Genomic DNA, 15,741 nt, shown 5'->3' on the forward strand with positions numbered 1-15,741 from the left:
AACAGGAACAGGACGGTCCCCATGATAGACCCTGCCCGGGCGCGGCGCGGGCTCGCGCTGGTCTTCACGACGCTTTTGCTCGATGTCATCGGCTTCGGCATCATCATGCCGGTGCTGCCGGCCTATCTGCAGGAGCTTTCCGGCGTCTCCGTCAGCGAGGCGGCGATCGAGGGCGGCTGGCTGTTCTTCGTCTATGCGGCGATGCAGTTCTTCTTCGCCCCGCTGATCGGCAACCTTTCGGATCGATTCGGCCGCCGGCCGGTGCTGCTCGCCTCAGTATTCACCTTCGCCATCGACAACCTGATCTGCGCCGTCGCGTGGTCCTATTCGATGCTGTTCATCGGCCGGGTGCTGGCCGGCATCAGCGGCGCCAGCTATTCGACCGCCTCGGCGCTGATCGCCGACGTCAGCACGGACGAGAACCGGTCGAAGAATTTCGGCTTGCTGGGCATCGCCTTCGGCGTCGGCTTCATCATCGGCCCGGTGCTGGGCGGGCTGCTCGGCCAGTTCGGTCCGCGCGTGCCGTTCTATTTCGCCGCGGCGCTCGCCTTCGCCAATTTCGTCATCGGCTGGTTCCTGCTGCCGGAGACGCTGGACGAAAAGCACAGGCGGCGCTTCGAATGGCGGCGTGCCAACCCGCTCGGCGCCTTGCAGCAGATGCGCCACTATCCCGGCATCGGCTGGATCGGACTGGTGTTCTTCCTGATGACGCTCGGCCACATGGTGTATCCGGCCGTGTGGGCGTTCGTCGGCACCTATCGCTATGGCTGGAGCGAGCAGCAGATCGGCCTGTCGCTCGGCGCCTACGGGCTGTGCGGGGCCATCGTGATGGGGCTGGTGCTGCCGCGCGCGGTCCGCCGCTTCGGCGAATGGCGCACCGCCATGATCGGGCTTGCGTTCACCGCCTTCAGCGCCTTCGGCTATGCGTTCGCCGCGCAGGGCTGGGTAGTCTATGCGGTGATCGTCGCCGGCTGCCTCGAAGCGCTGGCCGACCCGCCGCTCAGGAGTCTCGCCGCCGCCAAGGTGCCGCCTTCGGCGCAGGGCGAATTGCAGGGAGCGATGACCTCGATCTTCTCGATCACCTCGATCATCACGCCGATCCTCTATACGGCGATCTTCTCCTGGTTCACCGGCCCGACCGCGCCGGTGGCGTTTTCCGGCGCATCCTATGTTCTCGCCGGCGTCTTCCTGGTGCTGTCGCTTCTGGTGTTCGCGGCCAAGGTCGCCAAGCCGTCGCCGCGCGAGGTCGAGCGCATGCATTCGGCCGAGGCAGCCGGCGGGCCGTGAGCCGGCCGGCGCCGGTGCCGCTGCCGGCCTGACGCCGGCACATTGCCGACGCCGATTGGTCACGAAATGACCCGGAGCACGGCAGTTTCTGGCCTCATTGTCCCTATGAGGTGCGCAGGCGCGGGGGCCAATCTGAAAGGGACACCCATGCGCAGAGCTTTACTCATCCCGGCGAGCATCGCCTTCATCGGCATCGCCGCGGCCAACGCACAGGAAACGACGACCCCGCAGGCACCGGCGCAGCCGCCCGCCGCCTCGCCGAACGCCACGCCGAAGGTCCAGCGCATCAACGTGGTCGATGTCAGCGAACTGCCCCAGGACACGCAGAAGCAGGTCGAGCAGGTGGTGGCGAAAGCCAGCGACGAGAATATGAAGCAGTTGCGGACCAGCATCGAGGCGACGCCCGAGGCGAAGGCGGCGCTGGACGCCAAGGGCGCGACCGCCGCGCAAGTGGTGGCGACCGCCATGGGGACGGACGGCACGCTCACGCTGATAACGAAGAAAAGCAGCTAGATTTGGCGCGGGGCCGCCGCCCGTGGTGATGGCCCCCTGCGCCCGACAACCGTCAGGCGCGCTCGGCCAGCGCCGGTTCCTTCCGGCGCTCGCGGATCAGGTTGACGAAGCGGCGGAACAGGTAGTGCGAATCCTGCGGCCCGGGCGAGGCTTCCGGGTGATGCTGGACGGAAAATACCGGCCGGCCGCTGAGCGCGATGCCGCAGTTCGAGCCGTCGAACAGCGAAACGTGAGTCACTTCAACGCCCTGCGGCAGCGACTTGGAGTCGACCGCGAAGCCGTGGTTCATGGACACGATCTCGACCTTGCCGGTGGTGTGATCCTTGACCGGATGGTTGGCGCCATGGTGGCCCTGGTGCATCTTCACGGTCTTGCCGCCGACGGCGATGGCCAGCATCTGGTGGCCGAGGCAGATACCGAAGATCGGAATGTCGGTCTTGAGCAGGTCCTTGATCACCGGCACGGCGTATTCGCCGGTGGCGGCCGGGTCGCCGGGGCCGTTGGACAGGAAGATGCCATCCGGCTTCATGGCAAGGATCTCGTCGGCGCCGGTCTTGGCCGGCACCACGGTGACCTTGGCGCCGAGCCCGGTCAGAAGGCGCAGGATGTTGCGCTTGATGCCGTAGTCGACGGCGACGATGTGCATGGTGGGCGCGTTCTGCTCGCCATAGCCCTTGTTCCAGACCCAGGGCGTTTCCTTCCACACCGACGACTGGCCGGAGGTGACTTCCTTGGCGAGGTCGAGGCCGACCAGGCCGGACCATCCGGCGGCCTGCCGCTTCAGGTCCTCGATGTCGAACTTGCCGTCCGGCGCGTGGGCGATGACGGCGTTGGCCAGGCCCTTCTCGCGGATCAGCGCGGTCAGCGCGCGCGTGTCGGTGCCGGAAAGGGCGACGATGCCGCGCTTCTTCAGCCACTGGTCGAGATGGTCCTTGGCGCGGTAGTTGGAGGGATCGGTGACGTCCGCCTTGAACACCGCCCCGACCGCGCCCGCGCGCGTCACCGGGTTCAGGTCCTCGACGTCCTCGTCATTGGTGCCGATGTTGCCGATATGCGGGAAGGTGAAGGTGACGATCTGGCCGGCATAGGACGGGTCGGTGAGGATTTCCTCGTAGCCGGTCATGGCGGTGTTGAAGCACACTTCCGCGACCGCCGAACCAACTGCGCCGAGGCCGCGCCCCTCGATCACCGTGCCGTCGGCAAGAACGAGCAGGGCGGTCGGAACTTCCGTGCTCCAGGGGGCGGTCGTGGCCATGGCGGCTCTCCATCAACGGCTGTAGGCTTTTACGCGCAGCAAAAAGCGTGGCGCGGCGATTTCCGCAGCCTCCACGCGTAACCAGTCTGGTTGCAAGGCCTTTCCATAGGGGACGCGGCGAAAGCGGTCAATGCACATGCATGCGGTGACTGGCGATTGCACGCGGTTTTCGGTGGTTATAGGGTGCGCCGCAATCGAAGGAGAAGAGAATGCGCGAAAAAATCGCCGAGGAAGTCAAGAACGCGATGAAGGCGAGGGACGCCGAAAGGCTGCCGACGCTCAGGCTGATCCAGGCGGCAATCAAGGATCGCGACATCGCCAACCGCGGCGCCGGCAAGGATGCGGCGAGCGACGACGACATCCTGCAAATCCTCGCCAAGATGGTGAAGCAGCGCGAGGAATCGGCCAAGGCGTTCGAGGATGGCGGGCGGCCCGAGCTTGCGGTGAAGGAGCGCGCCGAAATCGCCGTGCTGCGCGAATTCCAGCCGGCGCAGATGGACGACGCCGGCGTCGAGGCCGTGGCGCGCGCCGCGATCGCGGAGACGGGCGCTGCTTCCGCCAAGGACATGGGCAAGGTGATGGCCGTGCTGAAGGCGAAGTACACCGGCCAGATGGATTTTTCCAAGGCGAGCGCCGTGGTGAAGGGGCTGCTCGGCTGATCGAGGGGTAACGGCCATGACCGGCAAGACGACTGCCGCCGCCGACACGCCCTCGCGCCTGATCGACGCGCGGATTGCGGAACTCGGCGACTGGCGCGGCCGCATGCTCGCCCATGTCCGCGCGCTGATCCGGCAGGCGGACCCCGACGTGGTCGAGGAGTGGAAGTGGCGCGGCGTGCCCGTCTGGTCCGATAGCGGCATCATCTGCACCGGCGAGACCTACAAGAGCGTCGTCAAGCTGACCTTTGCCAAGGGGGCCTCGCTGGACGATCCGGCCGGCCTGTTCAATTCCAGCCTCGACGGCAAGGTGAGGCGGGCGATCGACCTGCGGGAAGGCGACGAGCCGGACGAGGACGCCTTCAAGGCGCTGGTGCGGGCGGCGGTAGCGCTGAACCGGTCGAAGGTCCGGTGATCCAGACGAGGTCGGTTATGCGCGGCTGCCCGGCCTCTGTCCGGCAATCCGAGCGTGCTGGCATATTTGCCCGCGCGCCATAGTGCGTAACCTGTTCTTTATCGATTCTCCTGCCGGAGCAGACCCTTCTCGATGACTGGCCTTTTTTCGGCGGACGTTTCGCCGGCGCAACTTCTGTTCCTGCTGGCCTCGTCGCTCGCGGCCGGGCTGGCGCGCGGCTTTTCGGGCTTCGGCTCGGCACTGGTTTTCGTTCCGCTGGCAAGTGCCGCGATCGGGCCCCAGGTCGCCGTGCCGCTGCTGGTGGTCGTCGACGGCTTCATGACGGCCGGCCTGATTCCGGCCGCCTTCCGGTTGGCGGACCGGCGCGGCGTCCTGATCATGACCCTCGGCGCCCTGATCGGCGTGCCGGTCGGCATCTACCTGCTCACCAATGTCGATCCGCTGGCCATCCGGTGGGCGATCGTCGTCCTCGTCGTCCTGTTGCTGGCGCTGCTGGTGTCCGGCTGGCGCCATCACGGACGGCCGAAACCGCCGATGACGGTTCTCGTCGGATCGATTTCGGGGTTGTTCGCGGGCGTGGCGCAGGTCGGCGGCCCGCCGGTGGTCGCCTATTGGGTGGGCGGCACGACGCCGGCCATTGTGGCGCGGGCGAACATGATCGTCTATTTCGCCTTCTCGACGGTGCTGACGGCGACCGGCTATCTCTGGAGCGGGCTGATCACCGCGCAGGTGCTGTCGCTGGCGGTGATGGTCGCGCCGACCTACGGTATCGGCGTCTGGTTCGGAAGCCGGATGTTCGGCGTTGCCGACGAGCGGACTTTCCGGCGCATCTGCTACCTGATGATCGCCTTTTCGGCTGCCGTGAGCATGCCGATCCTGGATGGGCTTCTTCCCTGAACAGGTGAAAACAGCGTCGCTTCGCGACCGACCGGCTCAGCTTGCCTTCAGCCGCGAACCGGAGAGCAGGCCCTGTTCCTCCAGCACCGGATAGGCGATCGATGCCAGCAGCGAATTGATCTGCTTGAGGTCGCGGATGGTGTCGAGGTGGATCGAGCTCGTCTCGATCGACTTCGGCGTGCCGTCGCGCAGGCGCAGGAAGTGCTTCTGGCTGGTTTCCTTCTCGAAGTCGCGCAGCCGATCCTTTTCCAGCACCAACTGGCGGGCGGTTTCGGCGTCGCGCGACACCAGAACGTTGAAGGCCAGCCGCGCGTTGGCAAGCACCGAGGCGTGGAAGGCCGACAGTTCGCGCCAGCCCTCTGGCGTGAACTCGAGGCCCTGGTCGAGCTTCTTCTGCACATGCACCAGCATGTTGCGCACGATGATGTCGCCGACCTGCTCGAGCTTGACGCATGCGCCGATCAGTTCCTGGCAGCGCAGCGCTTCATCCTCGGTCATCACGTTGCGGGTGACCTTGGCGAGGTAGATCTTGATGGCGGCATGCTTCCTGTCGACGCGGTCGTCGAGGGCGGCGAGCGCCTTGATCTTGCCCTCGTCGGCGCTTTCGTAGAGCTCGATGATGCGCTTCAGCATGATCTCGACCGTCTCGCACACCCGCACCACTTCGCGCGTGGCGTTGGCCAGCGCCTGGCTCGGCGTGTCGAGGGCCTGCTCGTTGAGCGCCGAAAGTTCGGTGACGGCGAACGGGTCGACCGGCTCCGGCTTGGTGCCCAGCTTCACGATCCATTCCGAGCCACGGTAGACGAGGCCGGCGAGCGGCAGCCCCGCCATCAGGATGATGACGTTGAACAGGATGTGGGCATTGACGATCTGGTCGGAGGCGGTGGCGCCGAGCAAGCCGAGCGGCGGGTTCACGATCATGAACAGGATCAGCATCACCACCGAGCCGACCCCGCGCATCAAAAGGTTGCCGACCGGCACCACGCGCACCGCCGCATCGGCGCCGCGCGTCAGCATCGGGGCGATGATCGAGGAGCCGAGGTTGACGCCGAGGACCAGCACGACGCCCAGTTCCGGCGGAATGAAGCCGCGCCCGGCCAGTGCCGCCATCAAAAGGATCGCCGCGATGCTCGACTGGAACAGCCAGGTGACGAAGGCGGCGAGCAGATAGGCGGTGATCGGGTCGCCGGCGAAGTAGGTGATGATGATCGGCAGCATCTCGCTGTCGCGCAGCGGCTCCGACGCCTGGCCGATCATCTCCAGCGACAGCACCAGCAGGCCGATGCCGACGAGGATGCGGCCGAGCTGGCGCCAGTCGCGGCGCTCGGTGGCCATGAACATCACCGTGCCGGTGACGAGACAGACCGGGACCAGCAGCGTCAGGTCGAAGGTGAGCAGCTTGGTCACCAGCGCCGAGCCGATTTCGGCGCCGCGCACGGCAAGCTGCCCGGCGGCGCCCGAAACGATGCCTGAGCCGGCGAAGGAGCCGACCAGGAGGGTGACGGCGGTGGAGCTTTGAAGCGCGATCGCCAGCCCGGTGCCGGCCAGCACCGCCATGAACGGATTGCGCATGGTGTTGCGCAGGCGGTGGCGCAGCACGTCGCCATAGGCGCGCTCGACGCCCGTCTTGACCATGCGGGTGGCAAACAGCATCAGCGCGACCGCGCCGGCGAGGTGGACGAGGACGACCGAACCGCTCATGGCGCCGCTCCGACCGGGGTTTCGGCCCTCCACGCGACACGGCAGGACGCCGGCGAAAACGCCGCGTCGCGTGAAGCATGGAGATGGATGGCGGGCACGGTGGTTCCTCGAATCGGCTACACTTTAGCCGGGTAATGTTTTTCGCGCTGAAAAATCCAGCGTAATCGTTGCAGATAGCGGTTTTCGCGGGGCGCCGCAAGTGCGCCCGTTCGAGCATAAACCAAGGTAATGATTACATAAATTTCCGCCCTTGCAATTTTTTCCGGCTTGGCGGCCAGGCGCTTGCGCGAAACAGGGCGGGCGATATCCGTTTGGTGAAAAACGGCCCTTTTGCGCGGGTGCCGGCGATGGCCGGCAAGTCTCCGGCGCGTCCGCTCCAATATCGGAAATTAGTAAAGTAACATCTATAAACCTATGATGTTATTACGAAAACGTAATGTTGGCGTTCAGTTTCGGTTCATCCGCCGGCCTGTACTTCTCGGGACATCGACAACCAAGGAGTATCCGTCATGAAACGTCTTGTTCTCAGCGCCGTCGCGTTTTCCTTCCTTGCCGCTCCCGTGATGCAGGCACAGGCGGCGCCGATGGTTGCGCCGGCCGCGCCGAGCGCCAACGTCGTCCAGGTCGACTGGAAGAAGCCCGTCCGCCATGACGATCGCCGGCATGTCGAGCGCCGGGTGGTGAAGAAGAAGGTCGTCGTGCACAAGCGCCACTGGAAGCGCGGCGAGCGCTATTCGAACTGGCGCCGCCACCAGGCGGTGCGCGACTACCATCGCCATGGCCTGAGGCGCCCCGGCCCCGGCCAGGAGTGGATCCGCGTCGGCAACGACTATCTGCTGGTCGGTATCGCTTCCGGCATCATCGGCGCGATGATCGCCGCCCGCTAAGCCGGTCGGCTTTCGGACGGAGGGGCGGCCGTGCACGGCCACCCCTTCGTTGTTTTTCGGCCTGTGGATACCGTGCATGGAAGGGATGGGGAGTCGTCTTCGGCGCGAGCGGCGTCTATATGATGCATCATGCGCTTTGCTCCCGCCTTTCTTGACGAGATTCGCGACCGGGTGCCGATCTCTTCCCTGATCGGTACGCGTGTTTCCTGGGATCGCAAGAAGACGAACGCCTCGCGCGGCGATTACTGGGCCTGCTGCCCGTTCCATGGCGAGAAGTCGCCGTCCTTCCACTGCGAGGACAAGAAGGGCCGCTACCACTGCTTCGGCTGTGGGGTTTCGGGCGATCACTTCAGGTTCCTGACCGAACTGGACGGCCTGAACTTTCCAGAGGCGGTCGAGCGCGTAGCCGAGATGGCCGGCGTGGCGATGCCGGCGCGCGACGAGCAGGCGGAAGAGCGCGAGAAGCAGCGTGCCAGCCTCACCGACGTGATGGAGATGGCCACGAGCTTCTTCGAGGAGCGGCTGCATTCGGCCGACGGGGCACGGGCGCGCGCTTACCTGCGCGAGAGGGGGCTTTCGCCGGCGACGCAGGCCGCGTTCCGGCTCGGCTATTCGCCCGACAGCCGCAATGCCCTCAAGGAGCATCTTGCCGCCAAGGGTGTCGGCAAGGCGGAGATCGAGGCCTGCGGGCTGGTGGTGTTCGGCGAGGATGTTCCCGTTTCCTACGATCGCTTCCGCGACCGCGTCATGTTCCCGATCCCGGATTCGCGGGGGCGCATCATCGCCTTCGGCGGACGGGCGCTGTCATCCGACGCGCCGGCGAAGTACCTCAACTCGCCGGAGACGGAACTCTTCCACAAGGGCAACGTGCTCTATAATTTCGTGCGGGCGCGTAAGGCGCTGGCCAAGGCCGGCCCCAATGGCGGCGGGGCGGTGATCGCTGTCGAGGGCTACATGGACGTGATCGCGCTGGCTCAGGCCGGCTTCGACAACGTCGTGGCGCCGCTCGGCACCGCGCTCACCGAAAACCAGATGGAACTTCTGTGGCGCATGTCGGGCGAACCGGTGCTGTGCTTCGACGGCGACCAGGCCGGGCTGAAGGCAGCATGGCGCGCCGCCGACCTGATGCTGCCGGCGATCCAGCCCGGGCGCAGCGCCCGCTTTGCGCTCCTACCCGACGGCAAGGACCCGGACGATCTGGTGAAGGGCGACGGGCCGGATGGATTCCGCGCCGTGCTCGACGAGGCGCGGCCGCTGGCGGATCTGTTGTGGATGCGCGAGACGGCGGGTGGGGTGTTCGATACGCCGGAGCGGCGGGCGGAACTGGAAAAGCGGCTGCGCGAGCTTGCCGGCCGTATCCAGGACGAGAGCGTACGCTTCCACTACAACCAGGACATGCGCGAGCGCGTCCACAGCTTCTTCGGCGCGACGCGCGGGGGCGGGCGCGACCGGGGTGCTCGGGGCGGCAAGGACGCCGGGCAGCGCGGACGGTTTTCGCGTGCCGGCCAGGCCGGCGGGCGCACGCCGATCACCGAGAGCCTCGGCCGCTCGGCGCTGGTCAAGCGGTCGGGCGAGGTGATGTCGGTGCGCGAGGCGACCATCATCGTGGCGCTGGTCAACCATCCCGCGCTGATCGACGAGAATTTCGCCCATGTGGAATTCCTCGATCTCGCCAACGCGGATTTGCGCAAGCTGCACGCGGTGCTGCTGGACGCCATGGCGCACGACATGGCCAACGACCGCAGCGCGGTCATCGCCACCGTCGAGCGGGCCGGTTGCAGCGACATCTGGGAACGCGCCGTCGGGCTCATCCGCAAGACACGCCAGTGGCCGGCGCTGGAGCAGGCCAGCCTCGACGACGCCCGCGAGGCGTTCGGCCAGGCGCTTCACTTGCACCGCAGCGCGCGCACCTTACATAAGGAGCTGAAACAGGCCGAGAGCGCGCTGGCCACCGACCCGACCGACGAAAATTACCGGCATCTCATCGAGATACAGGCGCAGTTTCGCGACGTTCAGGCAACCGAGGCTCTGGTCGAAGGCTTTGGCGTCACCTCGGGGCAAGCCGGGCGCGCTTGATGCCGTCGGGAAAAGGCGGCAATTGATTCGCTTTTTTAAGGCGAATCATGCGACAGCCGCTTGACCTTCCGATGGAATGACGGAATCAGAGCGATTCGAAACGTTAACCCGACCTAGCGTCGACGAAAATACGCAGATGCGAGGGTACGGAGCGCTGGACGGGTAACGAACCGGCGATAGATAGCAGGGTTAATCTGGACTTAAGAGAGATGCGGCAACTGGGACAGTAGGCGCGTTTTTTGCGGGCATCAGGCTCGCGGCACCCGGTTCGACGATAGCTTTGCCGGCTTTCCAGGAAAGCCGCTTGGAGAAAAAGAAGAATGGCGACAAAGGAAAAGGAAGAGGTCGAAACCGAGCGCGAGGGTACGACCGACGGTCCCTTGCTCGACCTTTCCGACGATGCTGTCAAGAAGATGATCAAGCTCGCGAAGAAGCGCGGCTATGTGACCATGGACGAGCTCAACGCGGTGCTGCCCTCGGAGGAGGTGACCTCCGAGCAGATCGAAGACACGATGGCGATGCTCTCCGACATGGGCATCAACGTCGTCGAGGATGACGAGCAGAACGACGACGGCGAAGCCTCGGATGGCGATTCCGACGAGGATGCCAACGAACTTGCCGAGCGCACCGGCACGGCCGTGGTCGCCACGACGACCAAGAAGGAGCCGACCGACCGTACCGACGATCCCGTGCGCATGTATCTGCGCGAGATGGGCTCGGTGGAGCTTCTGTCGCGCGAAGGCGAAATCGCCATCGCCAAGCGCATCGAGGCCGGCCGCGAAACGATGATCGCAGGCCTGTGCGAGAGCCCGCTGACCTTCCAGGCCATCATCATCTGGCGCGACGAACTCAACGAATCGAAGATCCTGCTGCGCGAGATCATCGACCTTGAAGCCACCTATGCGGGACCTGAGGCCAAGCAGGCGCCGGTGGTCGAGCGCGTCGAAGAGGACGCCAAGGCCAAGCCCGAGGAAAAGGCGCGCCGTTCGCGCGACGACGACGACATCACGAATGTCGGCGGCGACACCCGTGGCATCGGCGAAGATGACGAGGAAGACGAGGACGAGGCGAGCCTGTCGCTGGCGGCGATGGAAGCCGAGTTGCGGCCGCAGGTGATGGAGACGCTCGACGTCATCGCCGACACCTACAAGAAGCTGCGCAAGCTGCAGGACCAGCAGGTCGAGAACCGCCTGGCCGCCGCTGGCACGCTGTCGCCGAGCCAGGACCGCCGCCTGAAGGAGTTGAAGGACCAGCTCATCACGGCGGTGAAGTCGCTGTCGCTCAACAACGCCCGCATCGAGGCGCTGGTCGAGCAGCTTTACGACATCAACAAGCGGCTGGTGCAGAACGAGGGCAAGCTGCTTCGGCTGGCCGAAAGCTACGGCGTGCGCCGCGAGGAGTTCCTCAAGGAATACCAGGGCTCGGAACTCGATCCGAACTGGACCAAGAGTATCGCCAACCTGACGTCGCGCGGCTGGAAGGAATTCACCAAGAACGAGAAGGATACGATCCGTGACCTGCGCGCCGAAATCCAGAACCTCGCCACGGAGACGGCGATCTCGATCCTGGAATTCCGCAAGATCGTCAACCAAGTGCAGAAGGGCGAGCGCGAAGCGGCCATTGCCAAGAAGGAAATGGTGGAGGCGAACCTGCGCCTCGTCATCTCCATCGCCAAGAAATACACGAACCGCGGCCTGCAGTTCCTGGACCTCATCCAGGAAGGCAATATCGGCCTGATGAAGGCGGTCGACAAGTTCGAGTACCGGCGCGGCTACAAATTCTCCACCTATGCGACCTGGTGGATCCGGCAGGCGATCACCCGCTCGATCGCCGACCAGGCGCGCACCATCCGCATCCCGGTGCACATGATCGAGACGATCAACAAGATCGTCAGGACCTCGCGCCAGATGCTGCACGAGATCGGCCGCGAGCCGACGCCGGAGGAACTGGCCGAAAAGCTCGCTATGCCGCTGGAAAAGGTGCGCAAGGTGCTGAAGATCGCCAAGGAGCCGATCTCACTCGAAACGCCGGTCGGCGACGAGGAGGATTCGCATCTCGGCGACTTCATCGAGGACAAGATGGCGATCCTGCCGATCGACGCGGCGATCCAGGCCAATCTGCGCGAGACGACGACGCGCGTGCTGGCCTCGCTCACCCCGCGCGAGGAGCGCGTGCTGCGCATGCGCTTCGGCATCGGCATGAACACCGACCACACGCTGGAGGAAGTCGGCCAGCAGTTCTCGGTGACGCGAGAGCGCATCCGCCAGATCGAGGCCAAGGCGTTGCGCAAGCTCAAGCACCCGAGCAGGAGCCGCAAGCTCAGAAGCTTCCTCGACAGTTGATCGGCGCAGATGAAACGAATGAAAGCCCGGCGAAAGCCGGGCTTTTTTGCTTCCACCAAAGGGATGCTACGCCAACTGCCGCGGGTTCTGGCGCTCGGACCCACCAAGGTTCATAATGAAAACGGGGGGTGAGATAGCCCCGGGGCCGGACGTGCGCTGCCCGCACGGTGTCGCGGCGCCGGACGGAGGTGAAGCGTGACCACTTACATCCTGCTTCTCAACTGGACTGACCAAGGCATCAAGACGGTGCATGACTCGCCCAAGCGGCTTGATGCGGCCAGAAAGGCTCTCGCCGCCATGGGCGGCTCCTTCAAGGAATTCTACATGACCATGGGCGAGTACGACATGGTGGCGGTGTGCGAGGCGCCTGACGACGCCGTGGCGGCACACTTCGTGCTGCAGATCGGTTCCACCGGGAATATACGCTCGCGGACACTGAAGGCCTTCCCCGAAAATGCCTATCGCGAGGTCGTCAGTTCGCTCGGCTAAGGCAACGGGCGGCGCAACGGAGAGTCGCTGCGCCACCCTTCTTGCCAGATAATTGCGCCAGGAGAGGGCACTCGACCAATCGTGCAGAAACATTTAGGGTCCTCGCCAGCGAGCGGAGATTCCTTATGTCTTTCTTGAAACGTCTGTTTGGCGGCGGTCGGTCGGATGAGGCGGCGGCTTCGTCGCCTGCCGCGCCGGTCAAGCAGGTCGAGCACAAGGGGTTCAAGGTCAGCGCCACGCCGTTCAAGGCAGATGGCCAGTACCAGACCTCGGGAATCGTCTCGAAGGAGATCGACGGCGAACTGAAGGAGCATCGCTTCATCCGCGCCGACCGCTTTGCCGGCATCGATGATGCCGTCGACGTCTCGATCCGCAAGGGCATCCATCTGATCGACGAGCAGGGCGAGCACCTGTTCGGCTGATTCAGCCGCTCCGGTCGATAAAAAGCCCCTCGATAACGACCGCCAGCGCGGCCTCGATTTCCTGCCGGGTCGCGCCTGCCTCGATGGCCAGCGCCGCCCGGTCGAAGGCCGCCGATAGCAGGGCGGCCAGCGCATCGGGCGGGGCCTTCTTCATCGTCCCTTCCTCCATGGCCATGGAAAGGCCTTCCCTCAGCGTGCGGGCGCTGTGCTCGCCGTCGATCCTGTCCATGGCGGTGCGGCCGAGCACGGCCGGCCCGTCCAGCAGGAGCAGGCGGGTGCGGCCCGGCGCGGCCATGGCATCAAGGAAAGCTTCGCCGCCCTTCAGCAAGGCACCCTTCGCGGCCAGCGTGGCGGGCGTCGCCCGCTCGATCTCCTCGGCGACATGGGCCGCCTCCTGCTCGACCACGGCACGGAAAAGCGCCTGCTTGTCGTCGAAGTGGTGGTAGAGCGCGCCGCGCGTGACGCCGGCAGCCGTCGCGATGTCGGGCGTCGCGGTATCGGCGTAGGATTTCTCGACGAACAGCCGGCGAGCGGCTTCGATCAGCGCCTTGCGGGTGGCCTCGGCGCGCTCTGGGTTCGAGCGGCGTGCTTCTCTCTCTTGCATACATACAGCCTGTATGTTAATTCACATAAACATGCAGACTGTATGTTAATTGTCAGGAAGAGGAAAGCCATGAAAACCACGAGCTATTACCCGGTGATCATGACGCATGACGTGGCCGCCACGGTGGCGTTCTACAGAAACCATTTGCGCTTTGCCCCGCTGTTCGAGAGCGACTGGTACGTCCACCTGCAATCGTCGGAAGACGAAGCCGTCAATCTCGGCATTGTGCAGGCCGATCACGAGACGATCCCGGAAGCCGCGCGCGGCAAGGCTTCGCAAGGGTTGCTGATCAATTTCGAGGTCGAGGAGCCGGATGCCGTCTACGAGCGCATCGTCGGCGCCGGCCTGCCGATCCTGCGCAGCCTGAGGGACGAGGCCTTCGGCCAACGGCATTTCATCTTCGCCGATCCCAACGGCGTGCTGGTCGACGTCGTCAAGCCGATCCAGCCGAGCGCGGAATTTCTGGCGCATTATGCGCCCGAGACAGCCGGCCGCTGATTTCTGCGTCTGCCGTCGCGGCATCTTGCGTCGGTGCCGGCCGGCGGGCAACAATCGCGCAACACCAAGGAGGCCGTGATGTCGCTCAAGGGAAAGACGCTGTTCATCTCCGGCGGGTCGCGTGGCATCGGGCTGGCGATCGCGCTTCGGGCCGCGCGCGACGGCGCCAATGTGACGATCGCGGCCAAGACAGCCGAGCCGAACCCAAGGCTGCCCGGCACCCTCTATTCGGCGGCCAAGGAAATCGAGGAAGCTGGCGGCAAGGCGCTGCCGGTCGTTTGCGACATTCGCGACGAGGGGCAGGTGGCCGAGGCGGTCGCCAGGACCGCGCAGGCCTTTGGCGGCATCGATATCTGCGTCAACAACGCCAGCGCCATCCAGCTTGCGGGGACGCTGGAAACCGAGATGAAGCGCTTCGACCTGATGCACCAGATCAATACGCGCGGCACGTTCCTGGTGTCCAAAATGTGCATTCCGCACCTGAAGTTGGCGCAGAACCCTCACATTTTGAATCTGGCGCCGCCGCTCGATATGGAGGCGAAGTGGTTCGGGCCCCATGTCGCCTATACGATGGCCAAGTTCGGCATGTCGATGTGCACGCTGGGCATGAGCGCGGAGTTCGCCGGCGACGGCATTGCCGTGAACTCGCTGTGGCCGCTCACCGCCATCGACACGGCGGCGGTGCGCAATCTGCTGGGCGGCGCGTCGGTGGCGGCGCAAAGCCGTTCTCCCGCCATCGTCGCCGATGCCGCCTACGCCATCTTCAACCGGCCCTCACGCGAGGCGACCGGCAATTTCTATATCGATGAGGAAGTGTTGCGCGCCGACGGCGTAACCGATTTCTCGAAATACGCATCCGGCTCCGACGGGCCGCTGGTGGCCGATTTCTTCGTCCCCGACGACGTATTCGCGCGTTCGGCCACAAGGGTGAAAAAGATTTTCTAAAGGCCGACAGGCTCAGAGGCCGGTGAAGGTTTTCAGTGCATGAGCCAGGGCTTCCGCGTCGGACTCGGGGAGATGGCCTGCGACATGGACGATGCGGCTAACGTCGATGGTCGCGATCTTGGCTGGCCGGATGACCGAGGGGCTGGTCAACCCCGCAGCGGCAAGATCGGAGATGCCGATATCGGAGGCCCGTCCGGCATTGGCCGCGCTGGTTATCATCGCGACCCATACAATGCCATGTTCCTTTGCCATCTGCGGCAATGAAACCACGGCTGCGGGTCGCCGTTTTTCCGCAAGCCCATCCGCGTAAGGAAACGGCAACACGACGACATCCCATTGATGCGGGATTTCAGAGGTCGGCATACGCTTTTTCGTCGGCCTCCGTCGCCCATTCGACGAAGGTGGCGAACGGATCGTCCTGGATCACATGTGCTTTCTCGATCAGGATGCCCTGGTCCGTCTCGACATAACGCAGCTGGTCGCCCGGGCCAACCCCGAGTTTCTCCTGAACGCTGGGAGGGATGACCGTCCGGCTGTCCGACGTCAGTTTCGAGAAGACGGGTTTTTTCATGACGAATAGAATAACCTGCTTTTCCGCAGGGCTCAATTGAATGCCGTGTGACGCCTTTTCGGGGGCGGCTCATACTTGGCGAAACCCCGCCGGTGAGGGGGCCGGCGGGGTTTCTGTCCCGCTGGAGACGGGACGGGGCAGGGAAGCCCATCTATGAATCTGGGGCGGGGGGCTTGCAGTTCA

The 15,741-nt window shown here is 64.9% G+C and carries 17 protein-coding genes; 12 read left to right on the forward strand and 5 right to left on the reverse strand.

Translation table 11 applies throughout. The features are described 5' to 3' along the window. The first annotated feature begins 21 nt into the window (after positions 1–21). Entirely contained in the window at positions 22–1,287 is a 1,266-nt protein-coding gene (locus ACFOHJ_RS19010) for a TCR/Tet family MFS transporter (protein WP_378223430.1), read from the forward strand. Between the two features lie 147 nt (positions 1,288–1,434). Then, on the forward strand, positions 1,435–1,800 hold the full coding sequence (locus tag ACFOHJ_RS19015) for a hypothetical protein (protein ID WP_378223432.1): 366 nt from the start codon (positions 1,435–1,437) through the stop codon (positions 1,798–1,800). Between the two features lie 52 nt (positions 1,801–1,852). Here the strand turns inward: ACFOHJ_RS19015 and carA are convergent, their stop codons facing one another. Continuing rightward, positions 1,853–3,055, reverse strand: a complete 1,203-nt coding sequence (gene carA, locus ACFOHJ_RS19020) for a glutamine-hydrolyzing carbamoyl-phosphate synthase small subunit (protein WP_378223434.1) — start codon at positions 3,053–3,055, stop codon at positions 1,853–1,855. Positions 3,056–3,264: 209 nt separating this feature from the next. Here carA and ACFOHJ_RS19025 point away from each other — a divergent pair, with 209 nt between their 5' ends. The 3 genes from ACFOHJ_RS19025 (at position 3,265) to ACFOHJ_RS19035 (ending at position 5,023) form a co-directional block, all read left to right on the forward strand. Continuing rightward, positions 3,265–3,714 (forward strand): GatB/YqeY domain-containing protein, encoded by a 450-nt coding sequence (locus ACFOHJ_RS19025; RefSeq protein WP_378223437.1) that lies wholly within the window; start codon positions 3,265–3,267, stop codon positions 3,712–3,714. 16 nt (positions 3,715–3,730) lie between these two features. Then, positions 3,731–4,126, forward strand: a complete 396-nt coding sequence (locus tag ACFOHJ_RS19030; protein ID WP_378223439.1) for a DUF1801 domain-containing protein — start codon at positions 3,731–3,733, stop codon at positions 4,124–4,126. Positions 4,127–4,258: 132 nt separating this feature from the next. Continuing rightward, positions 4,259–5,023, forward strand: a complete 765-nt coding sequence (locus ACFOHJ_RS19035; RefSeq protein ID WP_378223442.1) for a sulfite exporter TauE/SafE family protein — start codon at positions 4,259–4,261, stop codon at positions 5,021–5,023. A 36-nt stretch (positions 5,024–5,059) separates the two neighbouring features. Here ACFOHJ_RS19035 and ACFOHJ_RS19040 read toward each other — a convergent pair whose 3' ends face one another. Beyond that, positions 5,060–6,724: a Na/Pi cotransporter family protein gene (locus ACFOHJ_RS19040; RefSeq protein WP_378223445.1), complete on the reverse strand. Its 1,665-nt coding sequence runs from the start codon at positions 6,722–6,724 to the stop codon at positions 5,060–5,062. Positions 6,725–7,233: 509 nt separating this feature from the next. Between ACFOHJ_RS19040 and ACFOHJ_RS19045 the strand changes: the two genes are divergently transcribed. From ACFOHJ_RS19045 to ACFOHJ_RS19065, 5 genes are all read left to right on the forward strand, one after another. Further along, positions 7,234–7,611 (forward strand): RcnB family protein, encoded by a 378-nt coding sequence (locus tag ACFOHJ_RS19045; protein WP_378223448.1) that lies wholly within the window; start codon positions 7,234–7,236, stop codon positions 7,609–7,611. A gap of 129 nt (positions 7,612–7,740) precedes the next feature. Beyond that, positions 7,741–9,687: a DNA primase gene (gene dnaG / locus ACFOHJ_RS19050; RefSeq protein WP_378223450.1), complete on the forward strand. Its 1,947-nt coding sequence runs from the start codon at positions 7,741–7,743 to the stop codon at positions 9,685–9,687. A gap of 320 nt (positions 9,688–10,007) precedes the next feature. Then, on the forward strand, positions 10,008–12,029 hold the full coding sequence (gene rpoD, locus ACFOHJ_RS19055) for an RNA polymerase sigma factor RpoD (RefSeq protein WP_378223453.1): 2,022 nt from the start codon (positions 10,008–10,010) through the stop codon (positions 12,027–12,029). Between the two features lie 195 nt (positions 12,030–12,224). After that, positions 12,225–12,518, forward strand: a complete 294-nt coding sequence (locus ACFOHJ_RS19060) for a GYD domain-containing protein (protein WP_378223456.1) — start codon at positions 12,225–12,227, stop codon at positions 12,516–12,518. A 125-nt stretch (positions 12,519–12,643) separates the two neighbouring features. Further along, positions 12,644–12,940, forward strand: a complete 297-nt coding sequence (locus tag ACFOHJ_RS19065; protein ID WP_378223458.1) for an HlyU family transcriptional regulator — start codon at positions 12,644–12,646, stop codon at positions 12,938–12,940. Between the two features lies 1 nt (position 12,941). Here the strand turns inward: ACFOHJ_RS19065 and ACFOHJ_RS19070 are convergent, their stop codons facing one another. Further along, positions 12,942–13,544: a TetR/AcrR family transcriptional regulator gene (locus tag ACFOHJ_RS19070; protein WP_378223461.1), complete on the reverse strand. Its 603-nt coding sequence runs from the start codon at positions 13,542–13,544 to the stop codon at positions 12,942–12,944. Positions 13,545–13,613: 69 nt separating this feature from the next. Between ACFOHJ_RS19070 and ACFOHJ_RS19075 the strand changes: the two genes are divergently transcribed. Both ACFOHJ_RS19075 and ACFOHJ_RS19080 read left to right on the forward strand, forming a co-directional pair. Further along, complete coding sequence (locus tag ACFOHJ_RS19075; RefSeq protein WP_378223464.1) at positions 13,614–14,042, forward strand: VOC family protein; 429 nt, start codon at positions 13,614–13,616, stop codon at positions 14,040–14,042. 78 nt (positions 14,043–14,120) lie between these two features. After that, positions 14,121–14,987, forward strand: coding sequence for an SDR family oxidoreductase (locus ACFOHJ_RS19080; RefSeq protein ID WP_378223466.1), 867 nt, complete (start codon positions 14,121–14,123; stop codon positions 14,985–14,987). Between the two features lie 12 nt (positions 14,988–14,999). Here the strand turns inward: ACFOHJ_RS19080 and ACFOHJ_RS19085 are convergent, their stop codons facing one another. After that, positions 15,000–15,350 carry a type II toxin-antitoxin system PemK/MazF family toxin gene (locus tag ACFOHJ_RS19085; protein ID WP_378223469.1) on the reverse strand — a complete coding sequence of 117 codons (351 nt, stop codon included), beginning with the start codon at positions 15,348–15,350 and terminating at the stop codon, positions 15,000–15,002. Next, positions 15,337–15,594 (reverse strand): AbrB/MazE/SpoVT family DNA-binding domain-containing protein, encoded by a 258-nt coding sequence (locus ACFOHJ_RS19090; protein WP_378223471.1) that lies wholly within the window; start codon positions 15,592–15,594, stop codon positions 15,337–15,339. Before ACFOHJ_RS19090 ends, ACFOHJ_RS19085 begins: the two co-directional genes overlap by 14 nt. Between the last annotated feature and the right edge of the window lie 147 nt (positions 15,595–15,741).

Origin of the sequence: Aquamicrobium soli (assembly GCF_042646345.1) — a bacterium.
Taxonomy (GTDB): Bacteria; Pseudomonadota; Alphaproteobacteria; order Rhizobiales; family Rhizobiaceae; genus Mesorhizobium; species Mesorhizobium soli_A.